Below are 18,264 nucleotides of genomic sequence, written 5' to 3' on the forward strand. Positions count from 1 at the left end.
CACCCCGACGAGTCAGGGGTGCGCGCTCAGGCGCCCCAGCCGGCCTGCACTCCGCCGACGCGGTCGGCGGCGATCTTCTGCTGGTAGCCCGACTCGGCGTAGGCAGCCATCGGGTCGGCGGCGAGACCGCGCGACTCGCGCCACTCGGCGAGGGCCGGGCGCACGTCGGTGTAGAACGCGTCCATGAAGACGGCGTTCGCGGCCAGCACGTCGCCCGACTTCTGCGCCGCGGTCAGTGCATCGCGGTCGACGATCAGCGCGCGGGCCGTCATCTCCTGCACGTTGAGCACCGAGCGGATCTGGCCGGGGATCTTGTCTTCGACGTTGTGGCACTGGTCGAGCATGAACGCCACATCGGGGTTGTTCAGCCCGCCGCCGCGCACGACCTCGAACAGGATGCGGAACAGCTGGAACGGGTCGGCTGCGCCCACGATCAGGTCGTCATCGGCGTAGAAGCGCGAGTTGAAGTCGAACGACCCGAGCTTGCCGAGGCGCAGCAGCTGCATGACGATGAACTCGATGTTGGTGCCGGGGGCGTGGTGGCCCGTGTCGAGGCACACCATGGCCTTGTCGCCGAGCGAGGAGACCTGGGCGTACGAGGTGCCCCAGTCGGGAACATCGGTGTGGTAGAAAGCCGGCTCGAAGAACTTGTACTCCAGCACGAGTCGCTGGTCATCGCCGAGTCGCGCGTAGATCTGCTGCAGTGACTCCTGCAGGCGGTCCTGTCGACCGCGGAGGTCGGCCTGACCCGGGTAGTTCGAGCCCTCGGCCAGCCAGATCTTCAGGTCGCGGCTGCCCGTGGCATCCATCACGTCGATGCAGGCGAGGTGGTGGTCGATCGCCTTCTGGCGGATCGTCGGATCCTCATGAGTCAGGGCGCCGAACTTGTAGTCGTCGTCCTGGAAGGTGTTCGAGTTGATGGTGCCCAGCGTCACGCCGAGGTCTTCGGCGTGCTTGCGCAGGTCGGAGAACGAGTCGACGAGATCCCACGGGATGTGCAGGGCGACAGAGGGGGCGAGCGCGGTGTACTTGTTGACCTGCGCGGCATCCGCGATCTTCTCCCACGGGTCGCGCGGCGTGCCCGGCGTGCCGAACACCTTGAAACGGGTGCCGGAGTTGCCGAACGCCCAGCTGGGGAGCTCGATGCCCTGCTGCTCGAGAGCGGCGAGGTTGTCGGACGAGAGGATGCTCATGAGGCGCTGCCTTCGGTGTCGTTGCGGTTGTCGGTGTCGTTATCGGATGCGGGGGAGCCGCCGGTATCGGCGAGCTGGTCTTCGAGGTGGAACACCTCGGTGAGTGCGGTGGCGGCCTGGTCGGGGCGCCCGTCGAGATCGACGAAGAAGCGGCCCATCTCGGCCTCCCAGCGAGCGGCGACCGAGGATGCGGCGAGGTAGGCCTGCGCCGTGGCGTCATCATCGGTTTCGTAGTAACCGACGAGCGTGCCGCCCTCGGCCAGGAACAGCGAGTAGTTGCGACGACCGGCGGCCGCGATCTCGGCCAGCATCTCGGGCCAGACGGGTGAGTGACGGGCGAGGTATTCGTCGAGCAGTTCAGGACGCACCTGCAACTGGAACGCGACGCGGGTCATGGTGGTTCTCTCTTCATCGAGGTTTTGAATCGTTTCATTCAATGTCTCAACACTAGCATGGCCGGTCGCTCTGTCAAGCGACCGGCCATGCCTCGGATGGATCGGCTGATCACCTCACCGTCACGGTCACGCTCTTCGAGGCCGTGGTGCCCGCAGCGTTCGAGAACTCGGCGACATAGGCGTAGGTGCCGGGGGCGCGTCCGGTGATCGCCGTCTTCGCGCGCTGCGCCGAGGGCGAGGCGGCCACGAGGGTCTGAGTGTCGATCAGAGCGCCGTTCTCGTACAGCCGGTACTCGGTGCCGTTCGTGCCCCACCAGAGGTCGGTGGTCACGGTGTAGCTGCCGTCGCGATCCCAGTTGTCGTGGCTGACCACAGGCACCCCTGGTGCGGCATCCTTCACCTTGACCGTGACGGATGTCGTGGCCGTCGTGCCCTTCGCGTTGACCAGCTCGCCCGTGTACACGTACGTGCCGTCGGTGCGGCCGCTCACCGAGACCGTGGTGAGCTGGGCTTTCGGCGAGTCCGCATCGAGGAGCTTCGTCGCGATGAGCGCGCCGTTCTCATAGAGTCGGAACACCGCGCCGTTCACGCCGTGCCAGAGGTTCATCGACACCGTGAACTCACCGTCGTGCAGACCGGTGTCCCAGCCCGAGTCCGTCGACAGCGTGCCACGGGCGGGCTTCGCTGCCGGTCGCTCGTCGTCGTAGACCAGGATCTGAGCCTCCGCGCGGGTGACGAGACCGTCGTGGTTGACGGCGTTGACCGTCACCGTGTGGGTGCCGACGAGCTCGGCCAGCTCGATGGCCTGGCCGGGCGCGACGGGTTCTCCGTCGAAGGCGATGTCGAGAGTGCGCACCCCCGACTCGGGGTCGGCAGCCGTCACGTCCACCGTGAAGCTCGACGTGCTCGGGAACAGAGCGCCGTCCGCAGGCATCCCCGACACGACGGGAGCTGTCTGATCGACCGCACCCGAGGGGTCGCCCGTCACCGCGATGCGCGGCGCCGGCGGCTGTTCCATGCCGTCGCCGAGGAAGAAGCTCGTGTGCGGCGGCTGGTTGTATCCGGTGTTCTGCCACGCGACCGAGAGCCGGTACACCGGGTCGTGCATGAGGGTCCGCAGGCGCAAGTCCGTTTCGTCGGTGGTGGAGTAGACCCGCAGCTCGGTCGAGTCGTCGGAGCGCCAGGCGATCTCCTCGCGCCAGTCGCCGAACAGATCAGCCTGCAGGTTCGGGGTGCCCTTGGTGCTGTTGTTGGAGAGTGCGCCCGCAGCCTCCAGGATCACGTCGCTGGACTCGGTCTCCCAGTTCCACTTCGACACCGTCGGCACGCCCGTGGACGTCTCGGCGTTCCAGTCATGGTCGACGATCTCCCGCAGCGGGTCTCCGTCGAACCAGGCGAGGAAGTTCGCTGCAGGAATGCGGTCGCCGATGAGCTCGCCCGTGGACGATCTCAGCTGGCCCACGGGGGAGTCCCACGCGGCGTCGCCGCCGATCGCCCATCCCTCGGCGCCCTCATGCCGGGGATCGATGTCGCCGGATGCGGCACGACCGGTGTCCCTGGCGGCGGGGACGGACCAGAGAATTGCACCCGTGCGGGCGTCGCGCATCGTCGCGCCGGCGTTGCCCGAGGCGTTCATGTCCTCGTGTGCCGCGAACACCTCGAGGCCGGGGTTCGAGGGCACGAGGTCCGAGACGTGGATCGCGTCTCCGTGCCCGAGCTCGGTCGAGTAGAGCACCGAGCCGTCATCGTCGACCGTGGCTGAGCCGAAGACGATCTCGTCCTTCTGGTCTCCGTCGACATCGGCCACAGACAGATTGTGGTTGCCCTCGCCGTAGAGGCCCTCGTTGCCGGCGTCGTTCGAGTCGAGCACCCACCGCTGCGTCAGCGTCGTGCCGTCGAAGTCGTACGCCGCCATCACGGCGCGGGTGTAGTACCCGCGGCTGAAGATCGCGCTGGGGTGCTCGCCGTCGAGGTACGCGGTCGCCGCCAGGAAGCGGTCGACCCGGTTGCCGTAGGCGTCGCCCCAGGAGCCGACGTCGCCTCGAGCCGGCACGTAGTCCACGGTGTCGACCGCGGCCCCCGTCAGTCCGTTGAAGACGCTGAGGTACTCGGGCCCGGTGAGCACGTACCCCGTGCTGTTGCGGTGGTCGGCGCTGGCGTTGCCGATGGGCTGCCCCACGCCGTCGATCGTGCCGTCGGCTGTCTTCATCATCACCTCGGCGCGTCCGTCGCCGTCGTAGTCGAACACCTGGAACTGCGTGTAGTGCGCGCCCGCCCGGATGTTGACCCCCAGGTCGATGCGCCACAGACGTGTGCCGTCGAGACGGTAGGCGTCGAGGTACACGTTGCCGGTGTATCCCGCCTGCGAGTTGTCCTTCGAGTTCGAGGGGTCCCACTTGACGAGGATCTCGTACTGCCCGTCGCCGTCGAGGTCTCCGACGCTCGCGTCGTTGGCGCGGTACGAGTACGGCTGTCCGTCCTTCGTGTACGCGTCGGCAGGCTTGTCGAGAGGGATCGAGAGGTGGTCTCCGTCCTGCACTCCGAACTCGTCGGTCACCGTGACCTCGCGATCGTCGAGGAGGCTCGTGACGAAGTACGTCGAGTCGCCCGAGCCGTCGGCGTCGAGGAGGTTGGTCGAGTCGGCGATCGGCTCGTCCGTGATGCGAGTGCCGTCACGGTAGACGTGGAAGGCGATCGCGTCGGGGTCGGTCCCGAGCATGCGCCAGCTGACCAGCACGCCGTCGTCCGTCTGCACCGCTGCGGGCGCGCGGTCGAGATACTCGGCCTGCCGCTGCAGCACGGTGGCCGCCTCGGTGCTCAGCTGTGCCGAGTCGGGCCCCGCACCGCCGGCATTCACCGCGACAGCGGTGTAGTGGTACGGGATCGTGGTCAGCACGGCCGTGTCGACGAAACGGTTCGTGGTGGCGAAGCCGGCGAGTTCACCGCGCTCACCCTCGATCTCGGAGCGGAAGACCATCGTGTAGACGGCGGTGCTCGGCTGCGCCCACGAGATCTCGACCTCGCGCTTCTCGAGGCGGTCGACCGCGAGCGCGGTCGGTGCCGCCGGCGAATCGACAGCCGGGTCGACCAGAGACACGTCGACGGATGCCGAGGGCACCGACTCGAGCCCGGTCTGGTCGACCGCGGTCACGTGATACGCGTAATCGAGTCCCAGGCGGGCGCCGGCATCGACGAACGAAGCCGTCGTCGTCTCGCCGACCAGGGTCGCCGCCTTCTCGAACGCCGAGGTGCGGTACACCTTCCAGGTCATCCCCGGCTCGGCGGTCCAGGCGAGGGAGACGGTCGGCGCAGCGGGATCCGCGTTCACGTCGGTCACCTCGAGGCCGGCCGGGCCGAGCAGGATCGGAGTCACCTCGATGCCGTTGAGGCGTGTTCCCGCGGCGGCGCCGTGCACACGCACGGTGAGCTGACCGTCGGTGACGAGCACAGGGCCGCGGACCGAAGCGTTCACGGCGCCGGATCCGGCGTTGCCTGTGCCGAAGGCCTTCCCTTCGATGTCGAAGTTCGTCCGGGTGGAGCCGATCCAGTCGCCCGAGTAGGTCTTGACCGAGTAGGTGCCGTTCGGCACGTCCAGCAGGAACTCGCTCGAGTCGCCGGGCAGGACGAAGTCGCGCTCGAGCTCGCTCGCACCACCCGCGCTCCCGCGATCGCGCCCGGCGTTCGCGGCCAAGGGGGTCGCGAAGCCGAATCCGCCGTCAACCGTGTATCCGTCGTCGGGGTTCACCTCGGTGTAGCCGGGCATCACGACCCCGCCGGTGAGCTGGAAGTCGAACTTCCATCTCGCCTGCTTGGTCGAGAAGCTCACGGTGTTCGACGCCTCCGAGACTCCGCGGCCGTTCACCGCGAACACGCGGTAGCGGTACCCCGCGCCCTCGGCGAGGCCCTGCACGATGGCACTCGTCTGCGTGGTCGTGGTCACCAGCGACCAGACCTGCTCGGGGTCGGCGGTGGCCTGGCGTTCGATGCGGTAGATGTCGGCGCCCGACGATGCGCTCCACTGCAGCACGGCACCCGCATTCGAGATGGATCCCGCCACGAGGTTCGCCGGTGCGGCCGGCACCGCGGCGGGCGGCTCGACGTCGACGACCTTCGCGGCGAGGGGGTCGTCGAGAGCGGCGACATCCTGGGCGATGAGGCGAGCCATCTGGATCGCGCCGTAGTCCTGGAAGTGCGTGTCGTCCTGGGTGCCGGCCGGACGCCCGGGGAAGATGCCCGGATCGACCCAGAGGAACACCGACTTCGCGGCCTCGGGACCGATCTCGTCGAGGTAGGTGCGGCTCGACGCCGAGAGGTCGACGAGCGGGACGCCCTCCTCCTGCGCGAGCTCGATCATCTTCGCCACGTACTCGGGGAAGCTCACGTTGGCCGCACCGGTGGTCGCGTCGAAGCTGCGGCGCGAGACGGGGGTGACGAGCACGGGGGTCGCGCCGCGCTGGCGGGCGCCGTGCACGTAGCTGCGCAGATACTCCTTGTAATCGGCGGGAGACGCGTAGCGATCGTCGACGCCCTGAGTCGCGTCGTTGTGGCCGAACTGCACGAACAGATAGTCGCCGGGGCGGATTCCGCGAAGGATCTCGTCGAGGCGGCCCTGCGTGATGAAGTTCTTCGAGGACCGTCCGCCGATCGCGTGGTTCGCGAACGCGACGTCATCGGCGAAGAACCGGTCGATCATCTGACCCCAACCCGCCTGCGGTGCGAACGTGTCGGTGTAGGTCTGGACGGTCGAGTCGCCGGCGAGGTAGACCGTCGGCAGCGCTCCGGGTGCCCGGTTGGTCTGGCGCGTGATGGTGAGCGCGTCGAGTGCCGCCGCCGACCCGCCGACCTGCAGGGTCAGGCGCCCGTCGACGAGCGCGATCGGGAACGCCATCTCGAGATACTCCCCGGCGGGCTTCGCGGTCGTCTGCACCTTGGCGATGCCCTCCGCGGTGATCGCGATCTCGCTGGCGGCGGTCCGGTCGCCCGCGATCACGTTCACGATGTAGTCGCCCGCGCCGAGCTGCACCTCGAAGGTGCCGCCGTGCGCGGCGACGTGGTCTCCCCGCAGCGGGTCGTCGCCGCCGCGGTCGACGTCGGGCTCGGGGGAGGTCGGGGCGGTGCTGAAGCCGTATCCCCACTCGTCGGAGAACCCGACGGCGGATGTGACGCCGACGGCGCCATCGGCGAGGGCGCCGGGGCCGAAGTCGAAGACGATCCGGTCGCCGGCCGGCAGGGGAGCGGGAGCTGCGTAGACCGTCGAGTCGACGGCGGCGGAGGCACCGGAGGCGCCAGCCGCGTTGCGCGCGGTCACCCGGTACGACCACTCCTGCGACGTGTCGACCGTGTCGGTGAACGCGGGGGCGGTGACGGTGGTGACGGCGGAGAAGAGCCCATCGGCATCCGCACGCTCGACGACGTATTCATCGGCGTTCGGCGTCGCGGTCCAGGTCAGTGCGACGGCATCCTTCGTCACCTGCGCGACCGCGAGCCCCTCAGGAGTCGCCGGCACGGCGAGGGCAGGGATCGCTCCGCTGCGCACCTCGGCGGTGCGGGCGGATACGAGCCCGTATGAGTTGACGGCCTCGACCGCGTAGGCGAACGAGTCACCTTCGGCGACGTCGGTGTCGGAGAACGTCGTCGTCTCGATCTCGGCGATCTGACTGAACTCGCCGACCGCATCGCCATCGACGTCGGCTCGCAGCACGCGGTACGCCGTGGCGCCTTCCGAGGTCCCCCAGGCGAGATCGACCGTGTTCCAGGCGGCCTTGGCGACCGCGAGGTCGGCGGGCACTGCGGGGAGCACCGGTGCGACGACGAGTCCGTTGATGTAGGCCCCGAGGCCGCTTCCCGTGAAGCCCACAGTCAGCTGTCCGTCTTCGACCTTCGTGCGGAATGTCTCAGTGGTGGAGCCGCCCCTGGTGGTCGTGAGCCGTGTCTGCGCGACGCCCTCGAGCGTCAGCGTCGCGTTGGTGCTCGACGCCGTCGTCAGCGCATCGCCGATGGTCACCGTCACGTCGTACTCGCCCGCGGGAACGCTGTCGAGCAGGAAGCCCCAGGAGGTGCCGGCGATGAAGTCCTCGGCGACGGGATCCGCCGGTGTGCGGTTGCCGGTGCGGTCACGGTCGAACAGCGCGACGCCGTCTGGAACCGTCACTCCCCACCCTGACGCGGCGGTGTAGAGCGAGGTCGTGAGCACCGGCTCGTATCCCTCGGCGACCGGGCTCGCCGCTGTGCCGAAGTCGAATCGCCAGGCGCCGTCTGCGGCCGGTTCGAGGGCGGCGGCGGCCGGAACGGCGGTCATGGTCGCTCCGATCACGGCCGCGATCGTGACGGCGGCGAACCCGGCGCGCAGGCGCGGGAACGAGTGGGGCTTACGTGCAGAACGAGTGGAATGCTCCACGGTTCCTCCTTGGACATCACTGGCTAAGGGGTACGGCTGAGATACCCGCGTCGGTGCGGATATCACGTGGGGGAGCCGAGGCGAAGAGACCACTGCGTCTCGGCCGATCGATGGATCCGGAACTTCCGGAAAACGCATTCCCGAGAGTTGGCACCGATCCTCGCACGCTGCCGCACGCGGTGGCAAGAACTTTCTTGAGACGTTTCAGCGCGCCACGCCGCGGCAGGCGACGCGAGTCGCCGGGCGACGGATGTCGGGTCGACGGGTCGCGCTAGAGAGCGCTCACCACGGCGTTGTCGAGCTCGTCGGCGTCGACGCCGGGCCGGACTGCAGCGTTGGTGAGCAGCACCCAGGCCACCCCCGCGTTCGGGTGCACCCAGAACTCGGTGCCGGCCCACCCGCCGTGACCGAAGACATCGCGGTCGACGAGACCGGGTGCCCGGGACCGCAGATTGAACGTGAAGCCCCAGTCCTGGCCCCGCTCGTCGGGGTATGGATCGAGGCGCGGGATGTCTCCCGTCAGTGGGCGCCGCATCATCGCGAGGCCGGCCGGAGACAGGATGCCGTCCTTGTGGCCCTGAGTGATGCGCAGCAGCTCGGTGCCGAGGTGCAGCAGATCCTCGGCGCGCCCCAGCAGCCCTGCGCCGGGTGCTCGCGTGACATGGAACCGGTCGAGGTCGAGCCCGCCGGCCGCTGCATCGGGAACGCCGACCGACTGTGCGGTGTCGAGGGTCAGGCCGATCGCGCCGATGCTCTGCGCCCACTCGAAGGTGCCGGCATCCCATGTCGTGTCGGTCGCGTGCTCGATCAGCGCGGCGATGCCTTCGAAAGCCAGCGTGGAGTACCGCGATGCGGTGCCCGCCGCGAAGTCCCGGCCCTGGCGGAGCAGCTCGTGGCGCAGCGGAAGCGGGGTGTCGAGGGCGGGCTCGGAGATGCCGGAGGTGTGCGATGCGAGATGCCAGAGCCGCACGATGTCATCGCGAGACGACCCGAAGTCCGGCAGTGCCTCCGTGAGGGGGGTGTTCGGGGTGAGCAGGCCTCGCTCGATGGCCCTGGTCGCGGTGATGCCCGTGAGCACCTTCGTGATCGAGAACAGCGGGTACACGGCATCCGTCGCGACTCCGAACCCTTCGAGGTCGACGATCCCGTCTGCGGTGGCCATGCCGACCACGGCGGTCGGCAGGCGCTCCGCCTGCACGTGACGGCGCGCCCAATCGAATGCTGCGTCGAAGGTCATGTGTGCTCCTGCCGATTCGGGTGGTCGCGCTTCCGCGAGGGGTGCGGTGACTCTACGATAGGACCATGGCACAGAAAGCGCTTTCCCATCCGGCCGCGCTCATCGACGGTCGGCATCCGACGCGCTCTGTGCTGCGCCTGGTCGCCCGCCGCCCCTGGCGGTTGACCTTCGCGATCACCGCCTTCGCGATCAAGGAGATCCCGCTCTGGTTCCTGCCGGTGATCACCGCGGCGATCATCGACGTGGTGGCGAGCGACGGCGATGTGACCGAGGTGCTGTGGTGGTTCGCGCTCGCCGCGGTGCTTCTGCTGCAGAACTATCCCAACCACATCATCTACACGCGCAACTTCATGACCGTGGTGCGCGATCTCGGCGCCGACCTGCGCAACGCCCTCACCGCCCGGCTGCAGAGTCTCTCGATCGGCTACCACACGCGGATGAGCTCGTCGATCGTGCAGACGAAGGTCGTGCGCGACGTCGAGAACGTCGAGCTGATGCTGCAGCAGGTCACGCATCCGCTGCTGTCGTCGACCATGGTGATGCTCGGAGCGCTCGGGATGACGGCGATCACCGTGCCGCAGTTCCTGCCCGTCTACGCCCTCGCCGTGCCCATCGCCATCGGCATCCGCTACGGGATGCGCAATCGCTCGCAGCGCCGCAACGAGGTCTTCCGACGCGAGATCGAGACGCTGTCGGCCCGCGTCGGCGAGATGGCGTCGCTGATTCCGGTGACTCGCGCTCACGGACTCGAAGAGACGGCGATCAGCCGTGTCGCGGGCGGTGCAGACGGGGTGCGCAGGGCCGGCCTCGACCTCGACCTGCTCAACGGGCGGGTCGCGTCGATCTCGTGGGTGGCGATGCAGCTGCTCGGTGTCGCCTGCCTCATGCTCGCCGCCGTGTGTGCCCTCACCGGCTTCCTGCCGATCACGCCCGGCGAGGTCGTGATGCTCTCGAGCTACTTCACCCTGTTGACCGGCGGTCTCACCCAGCTGCTGATGCTCATCCCGGTCGGCGCCCGCGGGCTCGAGTCGGTGCGCTCGATCGCCGAGGTGCTGCAGGAGCCCGATGTCGAGCAGAACTCCGGCAAGCGCGTCGTCTCGGCGGTCGCCGGTGAGATCGTGCTCGACTCGGCGACGCATCGCTACTCGGATGCCGACGAGGACGCCCTGTTCGAGATCGATCTGCGCATCGCGCCCGGCGAGACCGTCGCGTTCGTCGGTTCGTCGGGGTCGGGCAAATCGACGCTCCTGAACCTCGTGCTGGGGTTCGTCAGACCCACGAGCGGCCGCATCGTGCTCGACGGAGCCGACATGCAGGAGCTCGACCTGCGCACCGTGCGTCGGTCGATCTCGGTCGTGCCGCAGGAGTCCGTGCTGTTCGAGGGCTCGGTCTTCGACAACATCGCCTACGGCATGCCCGATGTCACGCCCGCACGTGTCGAACAGGCTCTGCGAGACGCCAACGCGTGGGAGTTCGTGAGCGAGCAGCCGCAGGGGTGGCACACCGTCGTCGGCGAGCGAGGCGCACGCCTCTCGGGTGGTCAGCGTCAGCGCCTCGCCATCGCCCGTGCGCTCGTCCGCGACCCGCGGATCCTGCTGCTCGACGAGGCGACCAGCGCACTCGACCCCGAATCGGAGAGCCTCGTGAAAGAGGCGCTCGAGCGGCTGATGCGGGGGCGCACCACTCTCGTCGTCGCGCACCGTCTGTCGACGATCAGGCAGGCCGATCGCATCGTCGTGCTCGAGCGCGGGCGCATCGTCGAGCAGGGGTCGCACGACGATCTGCTCGCCGCAGACGGGCGATACGCTCGGTTGCACCTGGTGCAGAACGGCATGAGATGACCCCGACTCACCGTCCTGAGGAGGACCGATGACTTCTGTCAAGACACTTCGCGCTGCCCTGGTGGGCACCGGAGCCGTGGCGAACGCGCACGCGCGCTCCGTCGCCGCGTACCCGCGCGCAGAGCTCGTCGCGGTCGCCGATCTCAGCCCGGAGAAGGCCCAGGAGTTCGCCGAGAGGTATGGCATCGCCGCCGCCTACGGCGACCTCGACGAGATGCTCGCAGCCGAGCATCCTGACGTCGTGCTCATCTGCACGCCGCCGGGGCCGCACCGGTCGCAGTCTCTCGCCGCCTTCGCCGCAGGCGCACACGTGATCGTCGAGAAACCGCCGGCGCCGTCGCTCGATGAGCTCGACGACATGCGGGCCGGCGCCGAGGCTGCGGGCAGACAGCTCGCGGTCGTCTTCCAGCAGCGCACCGGAACCGCCGCGGCGCACGTGCGCTCGCTGCTGCAGAGCGGTGCGCTCGGACGCCCGCTGGTGGCCGTGTGCCAGACGCTCTGGTTCCGCGACGCCGACTACTTCGCCGTGCCGTGGCGCGGCAAGTGGCAGACCGAGGGCGGTGGCACGACGCTCGGGCACGGCATCCATCAGATCGACCTGCTCGCGCACCTGCTGGGCGACTGGTCGTCGGTGCAGGGCAGGCTCTGGCGTCTCGACCGCGAGACCGAGACCGAGGACGTCTCGACCGCCACGATCGTCTTCGAGCAGGGCGTGGTCGCTCAGCTCATCACTAGTGCGGTGTCGCCCCGAGAGGCGAGCTCGATCCGCATCGACACGCAGAAGGCCACGATCACGGTCGATCACGTCTACGGGCACGGCCACGAGAACTGGCGGGTCACGCCGGCGCCGGGCTTCGAATCGGAGGCCGAGGGATGGGGCTTCCCGGATGTCGAGGAGCGCAGTGATCACGAGCCGCTGCTGCGTGATGTGTTCGACGCTCTGCTCGACGGAGGGCCGCTTCCGGCGACCGCGGATGCTCCGGCCCGTTCGCTCGAGATCGTGGCGGGGATCTACGCCTCGGCCGCGGGTGACGGCGCCGTGATCACTCCGGAGATCCTGGCTGCGCACCCAACCCACCGCGCCGGATTCGCGAGCCCGGTCACCGATCTGCGCCGATGAGAGAGCTCTACCGCGACCCCGTCTACGACGGCGCGACCGACCCGAGGGTCGTGATCGACGCCGACGGACTGTGGTGGATGTTCTACACGCAGCGTCGCGCGAGCCTCGCGGACGCGGGGCCGGGGGTGTCATGGATCCACGGAAGCCGGATCGGCGTCGCGACGTCTCACGACGGAGTGCACTGGCGCTATGACGGAACGCTCGAACCTGCGGCATCCGATCTCGTCCTCGAGCCCGGCCCACCGCCCGCTGAGGTCGATCGCACCCACTGGGCGCCCGAGGTCGTGTGGGACGGCGAGCGGTGGCGTATGTATCTCACCGAGATCGACGGCATCCCCGACCGCTGGCCCGGGTTCGTCCGCTCGATCGTCGAGTACGTCTCGGACGATCTCCGCCACTGGGCGAGGCGCGGCCCGCTCGCGCTGAGCAGCGATCGCGTGATCGATGCGGCCGTGGCGCGCACACCCGACGGGCTGTGGCGTCTCTGGTACAAGGACGAGGCGGCGGACTCGGTCACCATGGTCGCCTCATCGCGTGATCTCGATGTCTGGAGTCTCGACGGCGTGGCGATCGGCGGGAGGCCGCACGAGGGGCCGACGGCGTTCGAGTTCGGCGGGTTCTGGTGGCTGATCGTCGACGAGTGGCGGGGGATGGGCGTCTATCGCTCCCACGACGGCATCGACTGGGGGCGTCAGGGTGACGGCGATGCCGTGATCCTCGCGGATCTGCGGGCAGGGGGCCATGGCAATCACGGAGCGCACGTGCGCGACGGCGACGACCTGTGGTTCTACTTCTTCGGTGCGGCGGATGCGGCCCCGGTGCACGCGGCCACGGGGGAGCAGAGGCGAGCGGCGGTGTATCGGTTGGGTCTCGAGGTCGAGGCCGGGAACCTCGGCGTGAAAGACTGGAAGATCCCGCGGTAATCGATGTAATCCCCGCCGCGAATTGACGGTTGCGAAACGTTTCAATCTGGATTAGCGTGCAGGTAAGCGTTTTCCCCGCACTTCGGAGATCGCCCCCCGCACCACATGGACACAGGCGTTCCGCGGCATTGCCGAACGAGGACGTTCACCAGAGAGGACAACGATGTTCAGCAAGAAGCGTCTGGCGGCCGCAGCGGCCGTCGCCACCAGCGCAGCGCTGGTACTCGCCGGCTGCGCCGGCGGCGGCAGCCCCGAGGGCGAGCCCACCTACGACCCCGACGAGGAGGTCACCCTCGACCTCGCGTTCTGGGGCAACGACGTCCGCGCCGATCTCTACAACCAGGCGATCGAGGCGTTCAACGAGGAGTACCCGAACATCACCGTGAACGCGACGTTCCTCGGGTTCCCGGAGTTCTGGGAGAAGCGTCAGACCGAGGCCGCCGGTGGCGGACTCCCCGATGTCATGCAGTTCGACTACTCGTACCTGCGCCAGTACTCCGAGAACGGCCTGCTGCTCGACCTCGAGCCCTACCTCGGATCCGTCATCGAGACCGACCCGCTGCCCGAGAACATCCTCAGCATCGGCGTGGTCGACGACACGACCTACGGCATCGCGACCTCCACCAACGCGTGGGGCCTCTTCACGAACCCGGCGCTGCTCGAGACGGCAGGCGTCGAGGAGTTCGCCGGCGGCGACTGGGCCGACTACTCCGACTGGGTCTCCGAGGTCACCGATGCGAGCGGCGGCGCGTTCTGGGGCGGATCCGACTTCTCGGGCCGTATCCAGAACCTCGAGCTGCAGCTGCGCAGCGAGGGCAAGAACCTCTTCGACGAGGACGGCACCCCCGGATTCGACGAGGAGCGGCTCAAGGAGTTCTGGGAGTCCGGAGCGGACCTCCGCGACGGAGCGGGCGTGCCCCAGCAGGTCGTCGAGGAGCTGAACCCCCTCGGTGCGTTCGACTCCGCGAAGACCGCCAGTGAGCTCACGTGGGACAACTTCGGTGCGGGCTACCTCGCCAACCTCGGCGAGAGCTACACCGAGCTCGGCCTCGTGGCCCCGCCCGTGACGGAGGAGGGCGCGAAGGACCTCTACCTGAAGCCGTCGATGCTGCACACGATCTCGGCCAAGACCGAGCACCCCGAGGCTGCGGCGACGCTCGTCAACTTCCTGGTCAACTCGCCCGAGTCCGGCGAGATCTTCGGCACCAACCGCGGCCTGCCCGCCTCCGAGACCGCTCTCGAAGCTGCGGAGCTCGACCCGCTGAGCCAGCAGGTCAAGGACTACGAGGAGTCCATCGCCGACCGCCTCGGCGACGCACCTCCCGTGCCGATCGTCGGCTACGGCACCCTCGAAGAGAAGTTCCGCGTGCTGGGCACCGAACTGAACTTCGGCACCACGACCGTCGATGACGCCGTGGAGCAATTCTTCGCCGAGATGGACGTCGTCCTCAACCAGTGATTCCGTCGGTGGGCCGGGTGATTACCGCCCGGCCCACCGCACCCCACCCACTTCGGAAGGAGCTGTCATGAGCACGACGGCGACGAGGACGATCGTCACGGACGAGAAGTCCGGACGAGGGCGAACGCTGCGCAGCGGCCGACGCCCCGAGAAGGAACTGGCACGGCCCGGTCAGCGCGCACGTCTGCGCCGCGAGACCGCGACCGGGTATGCGTTCCTCACCCCCTGGCTCATCGGCTTCTTCGGCCTGACCGCTGTGCCGATGATCTACTCCCTGTACCTCTCCTTCACGAAGTACAACATCTTCCAGCCGCCCAAGTGGATCGGGTTCGACAACTACATCCGCCTGTTCACGAGCGATCCGAACTTCATCCAGTCGGCGCAGATCACGCTCGTCTACGTGTTCATCGGAACACCGATCACGCTGGCCGCGGCGCTCGGCGTCGCGATGCTCCTCAACTACCGCGACAAGGGCGCCGGCTTCTTCCGCTCGGCGTTCTACGCCCCGTCGCTCATCGGCGGATCGGTGTCGGTCGCGATCGTATGGCGGGCGATGTTCTCGTCCGACGGCCCGGTCGACAGCGGCCTGCAGATCTTCGGCGTCGATCTCGGCGGATGGATCGGAAACCCGAGCCTCATCCTCCCGATGATGATCCTGCTCGCCGTATGGCAGTTCGGGGCCACGATGGTGATCTTCCTCGCCGGTCTCAAGCAGATCCCCAAGGAGCTGTATGAGGCGGCCGAGATGGACGGGGCGAACGCCTACCGTCGCTTCCGCGCCGTCACCATCCCGATGCTCTCTCCGGTGATGTTCTTCAACCTGCTGCTCGGCCTCATCGGCGCCTTCCAGGTGTTCGCCTCGGCCTACATCATCTCCAACGGCACCGGCGGACCCGCCGGCATGACGAACTTCATCACCGTGTACCTGTACAAGCGCGGGTTCTCCGACGGACAGATGGGCTATGCGGCAGCGATCGCATGGGTCCTGCTGATCGTCGTCGCGATCATCGCCTTCATCCTGTTCCGCACCCAGCGGTCGTGGGTGCACTACTCGGGAGACGACAAATGAGTGTCACAGAAGCCGTCGTCACGGCATCCGCCCCTTCGCCCCGCCGGCGCGTGAAGCGCAAGACGTGGCAGACCGTCATCTGGTTCATCGGCCTCTTCGTGCTCACCCTGGTGGTGCTCTACCCGCTGCTGTGGCTGTTCCTGTCGACGTTCAAGCCGAACTCCGAGTTCGGTCAGAACCCCGGCCTGTTCCCGCAGGCGCCGACGATCGACAACTACGGCAAAGTCATGGAGGGCATCGCCGGAGTGCCGATGTGGCGCTTCTTCCTGAACTCGCTGATCCTCGCGGCATCCGCCGTGGTCGGCACCGTGCTCTCGTCGGCTCTCGCCGCCTACGCGTTCGCCCGGGTGCAGTTCAAGGGCCTCGCGGTGCTGTTCGCCGCGATGATCGGCACGCTGCTGCTGCCGTTCCACGTCGTGATCATCCCGCAGTACATCATCTTCAACCAGCTCGGATGGGTCGACACCTTCATCCCGCTGATCCTGCCGAAGTTCCTGGCCACCGAGGCGTTCTTCGTCTTCCTGCTCGTGCAGTTCATCCGCCAGATGCCGCGTGACATGGACGAGGCGGCACGCATCGACGGTGCAGGTCACTTCCGCATCTTCTGGGCGATCATCCTGCCGCTGATCAAGCCTGCGCTGATCACCTGCGCGATCTTCTCGTTCATCTGGGCGTGGAACGACTTCCTCGGGCCGCTGCTCTACCTGACGAGCCCCGAGAACTATCCGCTGCCGATCGCGCTGCGTCTCTACAACGACCAGACGTCGTCGTCGGACTACGGCGCGACGGTCACGGCCTCGTTCGTGGCTCTCGTGCCCGTGCTGCTGTTCTTCGTGGTCTTCCAGCGCTTCCTCGTCGACGGCGTGGCCACGCAGGGATTGAAGGGCTAGCCATGTCGGTCATCAGCGCAGAACGTCGGGAGCACCGGGCGGCCAAGCGTGAGGCGCGTTCTGGCGCGGGCCCCACGGTCGCCGGCATCGAACCGGGGGCCAACCCCGGAGCGACTGCGAAGTTCGGTCTGTTCGGCGAGGTGCTCACGATCGGTCTGATGATGACCGTCGTGGCCCTCGGCGTCGTCACCCTGCCGATCGCGCTCGCCGCCGGCATCCGCCATCTGCGCCGATTCGTCGCCGCGGAGGACTCGCGGGCTGGTCTGTTCTGGGACGACGTGCGTGCCGGCATCCTGCCGTCGCTCATCGTGGGCGTTCCGGCCGTGCTGATCGCGGGCGTGCTCGCGCTTGACGTCGCACTCGCCGGGTCGGGAGCACTGCCCGGCGGTGAGGTCATCGCGATCGTCGGCTGGGCGGGGCTGCTCGTTCTCTCCGTCGCGATCCTCTACACCGCAGGCGCGTGGTCGCCGTCGCTCGGGTGGAAGGTGGCCGTGCGTACGGTGCCTGCGGCCATCCGAGCGGATGCCGCAGGAGCCGGATACATCGCCGCCGCGGCCATCTTCACCGGGGTCGTGACCTGGGCGCTCGCGCCGCTGTTCATCGCGGGGATCGGCTGTGCGGCGCTCGCCGTCGTCGCCGTGCCCGCGCGTCGCAGGCGCGGAGTGCACAGCGCGGAATGAGAAGGTAGTCGTTGGCGCACGCGCGGACAGACGGAGGCAGGCCATGGCGGTAGGAGTGAAGGACGTCGCGGCTGCGGCCGGCGTCTCGGTCGGCACCGTCTCGAACGTCCTCAATCAGCCGGAGCGCGTATCGGCCAAGACGGTCGAGCGCGTGCAGCGGGTGATCCAGGAGCTCGGTTTCGTGCGCAACGACGCGGCCAGGCAGCTGCGCGCCGGTCGCAGCCGCAGCATCGGACTCGTGGTGCCAGACATCGGCAACCCGTTCTTCGCCGAGGTGGTCAGGGGAGCGGAAGACCGAGCCGCGGATGCCGGCATGACCGTGCTTCTGGGCAACAGCGACGAACGAGACGAGCGCCAGCTGGCGCATCTCGAGCTCTTCCAGGAGCAGCGGGTCAACGGGGTGCTGCTCACGCCGGCCACGGACGATCTCACCGCCGTGCACCGCTTCGCCGCCGGGGGGATGCCGGTGGTCCTCGTCGACCGCGAGGTGGAGGAGGGCGTGCTGCCCTCGGTCTCGGTCGATGACGTCGAGGGCGGGCGTCTGGCCGCAGACCATCTGCTGTCTTCGGGGCGCCGTCGCCTGGCCTTCGTCGGGGGTCCGCAGTCGGTGCAGCAGGTCGCCGATCGTCTTCGCGGAGTGCGGCTCGCCGTCGCGGCGCACCCCGATGCGACGCTCGAGGTGTTCGAGCAATCGGCGCTCACGGTTCTGCAGGGGAGGGCAGCAGGCGAGGCGATCGCGGCGCGGCCTGCGGATTCGCGCCCGGATGCCGTCTTCGCCGCCAACGACCTGCTCGCCGTCGGACTGCTGCAGGCGTTCAGCTTCGGCTCCGGCATCCGCGTGCCCGAGGACATCGCGATGGTCGGATACGACGACATCGACTTCGCCTCCGCCACCGTCGTGCCGCTGAGCTCGGTGCGCCAGCCGGCCAGGCTGCTCGGCTGGACCGGCGTCGACCTGCTGCTGAAGGAGCTCGACGGCGTCGAACACGACCGTCGCGTGCGGTTCCAGCCCGAACTCATCGTGCGGGAGTCGAGCTCGGGCTCGGTCTGAGGCGACCCC

The 18,264-nt window shown here is 68.3% G+C and carries 12 protein-coding genes; 8 read left to right on the forward strand and 4 right to left on the reverse strand.

Annotated elements, in window-relative coordinates; genetic code table 11:
* Window positions 1–26: 26 nt before the first annotated feature.
* The 4 genes from rhaI to FIV50_RS03105 all read right to left on the reverse strand — a co-directional run bounded on the left by rhaI (window position 27) and on the right by FIV50_RS03105 (window position 9,222).
* Window positions 27–1,193, reverse strand: coding sequence for an L-rhamnose isomerase (rhaI, locus tag FIV50_RS03090; protein ID WP_140036141.1), 1,167 nt, complete (start codon window positions 1,191–1,193; stop codon window positions 27–29).
* Window positions 1,190–1,588, reverse strand: coding sequence for an L-rhamnose mutarotase (locus FIV50_RS03095; RefSeq protein ID WP_140036142.1), 399 nt, complete (start codon window positions 1,586–1,588; stop codon window positions 1,190–1,192). The genes rhaI and FIV50_RS03095 overlap by 4 nt, the downstream gene beginning before the upstream one ends.
* Before the next feature lie 109 nt (window positions 1,589–1,697).
* Window positions 1,698–7,985 (reverse strand): rhamnogalacturonan lyase family protein, encoded by a 6,288-nt coding sequence (locus tag FIV50_RS17990; RefSeq protein WP_375137391.1) that lies wholly within the window; start codon window positions 7,983–7,985, stop codon window positions 1,698–1,700.
* Window positions 7,986–8,256: 271 nt separating this feature from the next.
* Window positions 8,257–9,222: a serine hydrolase domain-containing protein gene (locus tag FIV50_RS03105; RefSeq protein ID WP_140036143.1), complete on the reverse strand. Its 966-nt coding sequence runs from the start codon at window positions 9,220–9,222 to the stop codon at window positions 8,257–8,259.
* Window positions 9,223–9,287: 65 nt separating this feature from the next.
* Here FIV50_RS03105 and FIV50_RS03110 point away from each other — a divergent pair, with 65 nt between their 5' ends.
* The 8 genes from FIV50_RS03110 to FIV50_RS03145 all read left to right on the forward strand — a co-directional run bounded on the left by FIV50_RS03110 (window position 9,288) and on the right by FIV50_RS03145 (window position 18,255).
* Window positions 9,288–11,063, forward strand: a complete 1,776-nt coding sequence (locus FIV50_RS03110; protein WP_140036144.1) for an ABC transporter ATP-binding protein — start codon at window positions 9,288–9,290, stop codon at window positions 11,061–11,063.
* A gap of 28 nt (window positions 11,064–11,091) precedes the next feature.
* Complete coding sequence (locus FIV50_RS03115) at window positions 11,092–12,183, forward strand: Gfo/Idh/MocA family protein (RefSeq protein ID WP_140036145.1); 1,092 nt, start codon at window positions 11,092–11,094, stop codon at window positions 12,181–12,183.
* Window positions 12,180–13,106 (forward strand): hypothetical protein, encoded by a 927-nt coding sequence (locus FIV50_RS03120; RefSeq protein WP_140036146.1) that lies wholly within the window; start codon window positions 12,180–12,182, stop codon window positions 13,104–13,106. Before FIV50_RS03115 ends, FIV50_RS03120 begins: the two co-directional genes overlap by 4 nt.
* Window positions 13,107–13,269: 163 nt before the next feature.
* On the forward strand, window positions 13,270–14,565 hold the full coding sequence (locus FIV50_RS03125) for an ABC transporter substrate-binding protein (protein WP_140036147.1): 1,296 nt from the start codon (window positions 13,270–13,272) through the stop codon (window positions 14,563–14,565).
* A gap of 67 nt (window positions 14,566–14,632) precedes the next feature.
* Window positions 14,633–15,634 carry a carbohydrate ABC transporter permease gene (locus FIV50_RS03130; protein ID WP_140036148.1) on the forward strand — a complete coding sequence of 334 codons (1,002 nt, stop codon included), beginning with the start codon at window positions 14,633–14,635 and terminating at the stop codon, window positions 15,632–15,634.
* Window positions 15,631–16,524, forward strand: a complete 894-nt coding sequence (locus FIV50_RS03135) for a carbohydrate ABC transporter permease (RefSeq protein ID WP_140036149.1) — start codon at window positions 15,631–15,633, stop codon at window positions 16,522–16,524. The genes FIV50_RS03130 and FIV50_RS03135 overlap by 4 nt, the downstream gene beginning before the upstream one ends.
* Window positions 16,525–16,526: 2 nt before the next feature.
* The gene (locus FIV50_RS03140; RefSeq protein ID WP_140036150.1) at window positions 16,527–17,204 is read left to right on the forward strand and encodes a hypothetical protein; all 678 of its coding nucleotides are present in this window, start codon (window positions 16,527–16,529) and stop codon (window positions 17,202–17,204) included.
* Between the two features lie 43 nt (window positions 17,205–17,247).
* Entirely contained in the window at window positions 17,248–18,255 is a 1,008-nt protein-coding gene (locus tag FIV50_RS03145; RefSeq protein WP_140036151.1) for a LacI family DNA-binding transcriptional regulator, read from the forward strand.
* The last annotated feature ends 9 nt before the right edge of the window (window positions 18,256–18,264 follow it).

The sequence above is a fragment of the Microbacterium foliorum genome, assembly GCF_006385575.1.
GTDB lineage: Bacteria > Actinomycetota > Actinomycetes > Actinomycetales > Microbacteriaceae > Microbacterium > Microbacterium foliorum_B.

Excerpts from the sequence above, each read along its gene's own strand:
- rhaI (WP_140036141.1), bottom strand. The coding sequence starts at position 1,193 with ATGAGCATCCTCTCGTCCGACAACCTCGCCGCTCTCGAGCAGCAGGGC.
- FIV50_RS03095 (WP_140036142.1), bottom strand. The coding sequence starts at position 1,588 with ATGACCCGCGTCGCGTTCCAGTTGCAGGTGCGTCCTGAACTGCTCGAC.
- FIV50_RS03105 (WP_140036143.1), bottom strand. The coding sequence starts at position 9,222 with ATGACCTTCGACGCAGCATTCGATTGGGCGCGCCGTCACGTGCAGGCG.
- FIV50_RS03110 (WP_140036144.1), top strand. The coding sequence starts at position 9,288 with ATGGCACAGAAAGCGCTTTCCCATCCGGCCGCGCTCATCGACGGTCGG.
- FIV50_RS03115 (WP_140036145.1), top strand. The coding sequence starts at position 11,092 with ATGACTTCTGTCAAGACACTTCGCGCTGCCCTGGTGGGCACCGGAGCC.
- FIV50_RS03120 (WP_140036146.1), top strand. The coding sequence starts at position 12,180 with ATGAGAGAGCTCTACCGCGACCCCGTCTACGACGGCGCGACCGACCCG.
- FIV50_RS03125 (WP_140036147.1), top strand. The coding sequence starts at position 13,270 with ATGTTCAGCAAGAAGCGTCTGGCGGCCGCAGCGGCCGTCGCCACCAGC.
- FIV50_RS03130 (WP_140036148.1), top strand. The coding sequence starts at position 14,633 with ATGAGCACGACGGCGACGAGGACGATCGTCACGGACGAGAAGTCCGGA.
- FIV50_RS03135 (WP_140036149.1), top strand. The coding sequence starts at position 15,631 with ATGAGTGTCACAGAAGCCGTCGTCACGGCATCCGCCCCTTCGCCCCGC.
- FIV50_RS03140 (WP_140036150.1), top strand. The coding sequence starts at position 16,527 with ATGTCGGTCATCAGCGCAGAACGTCGGGAGCACCGGGCGGCCAAGCGT.
- FIV50_RS03145 (WP_140036151.1), top strand. The coding sequence starts at position 17,248 with ATGGCGGTAGGAGTGAAGGACGTCGCGGCTGCGGCCGGCGTCTCGGTC.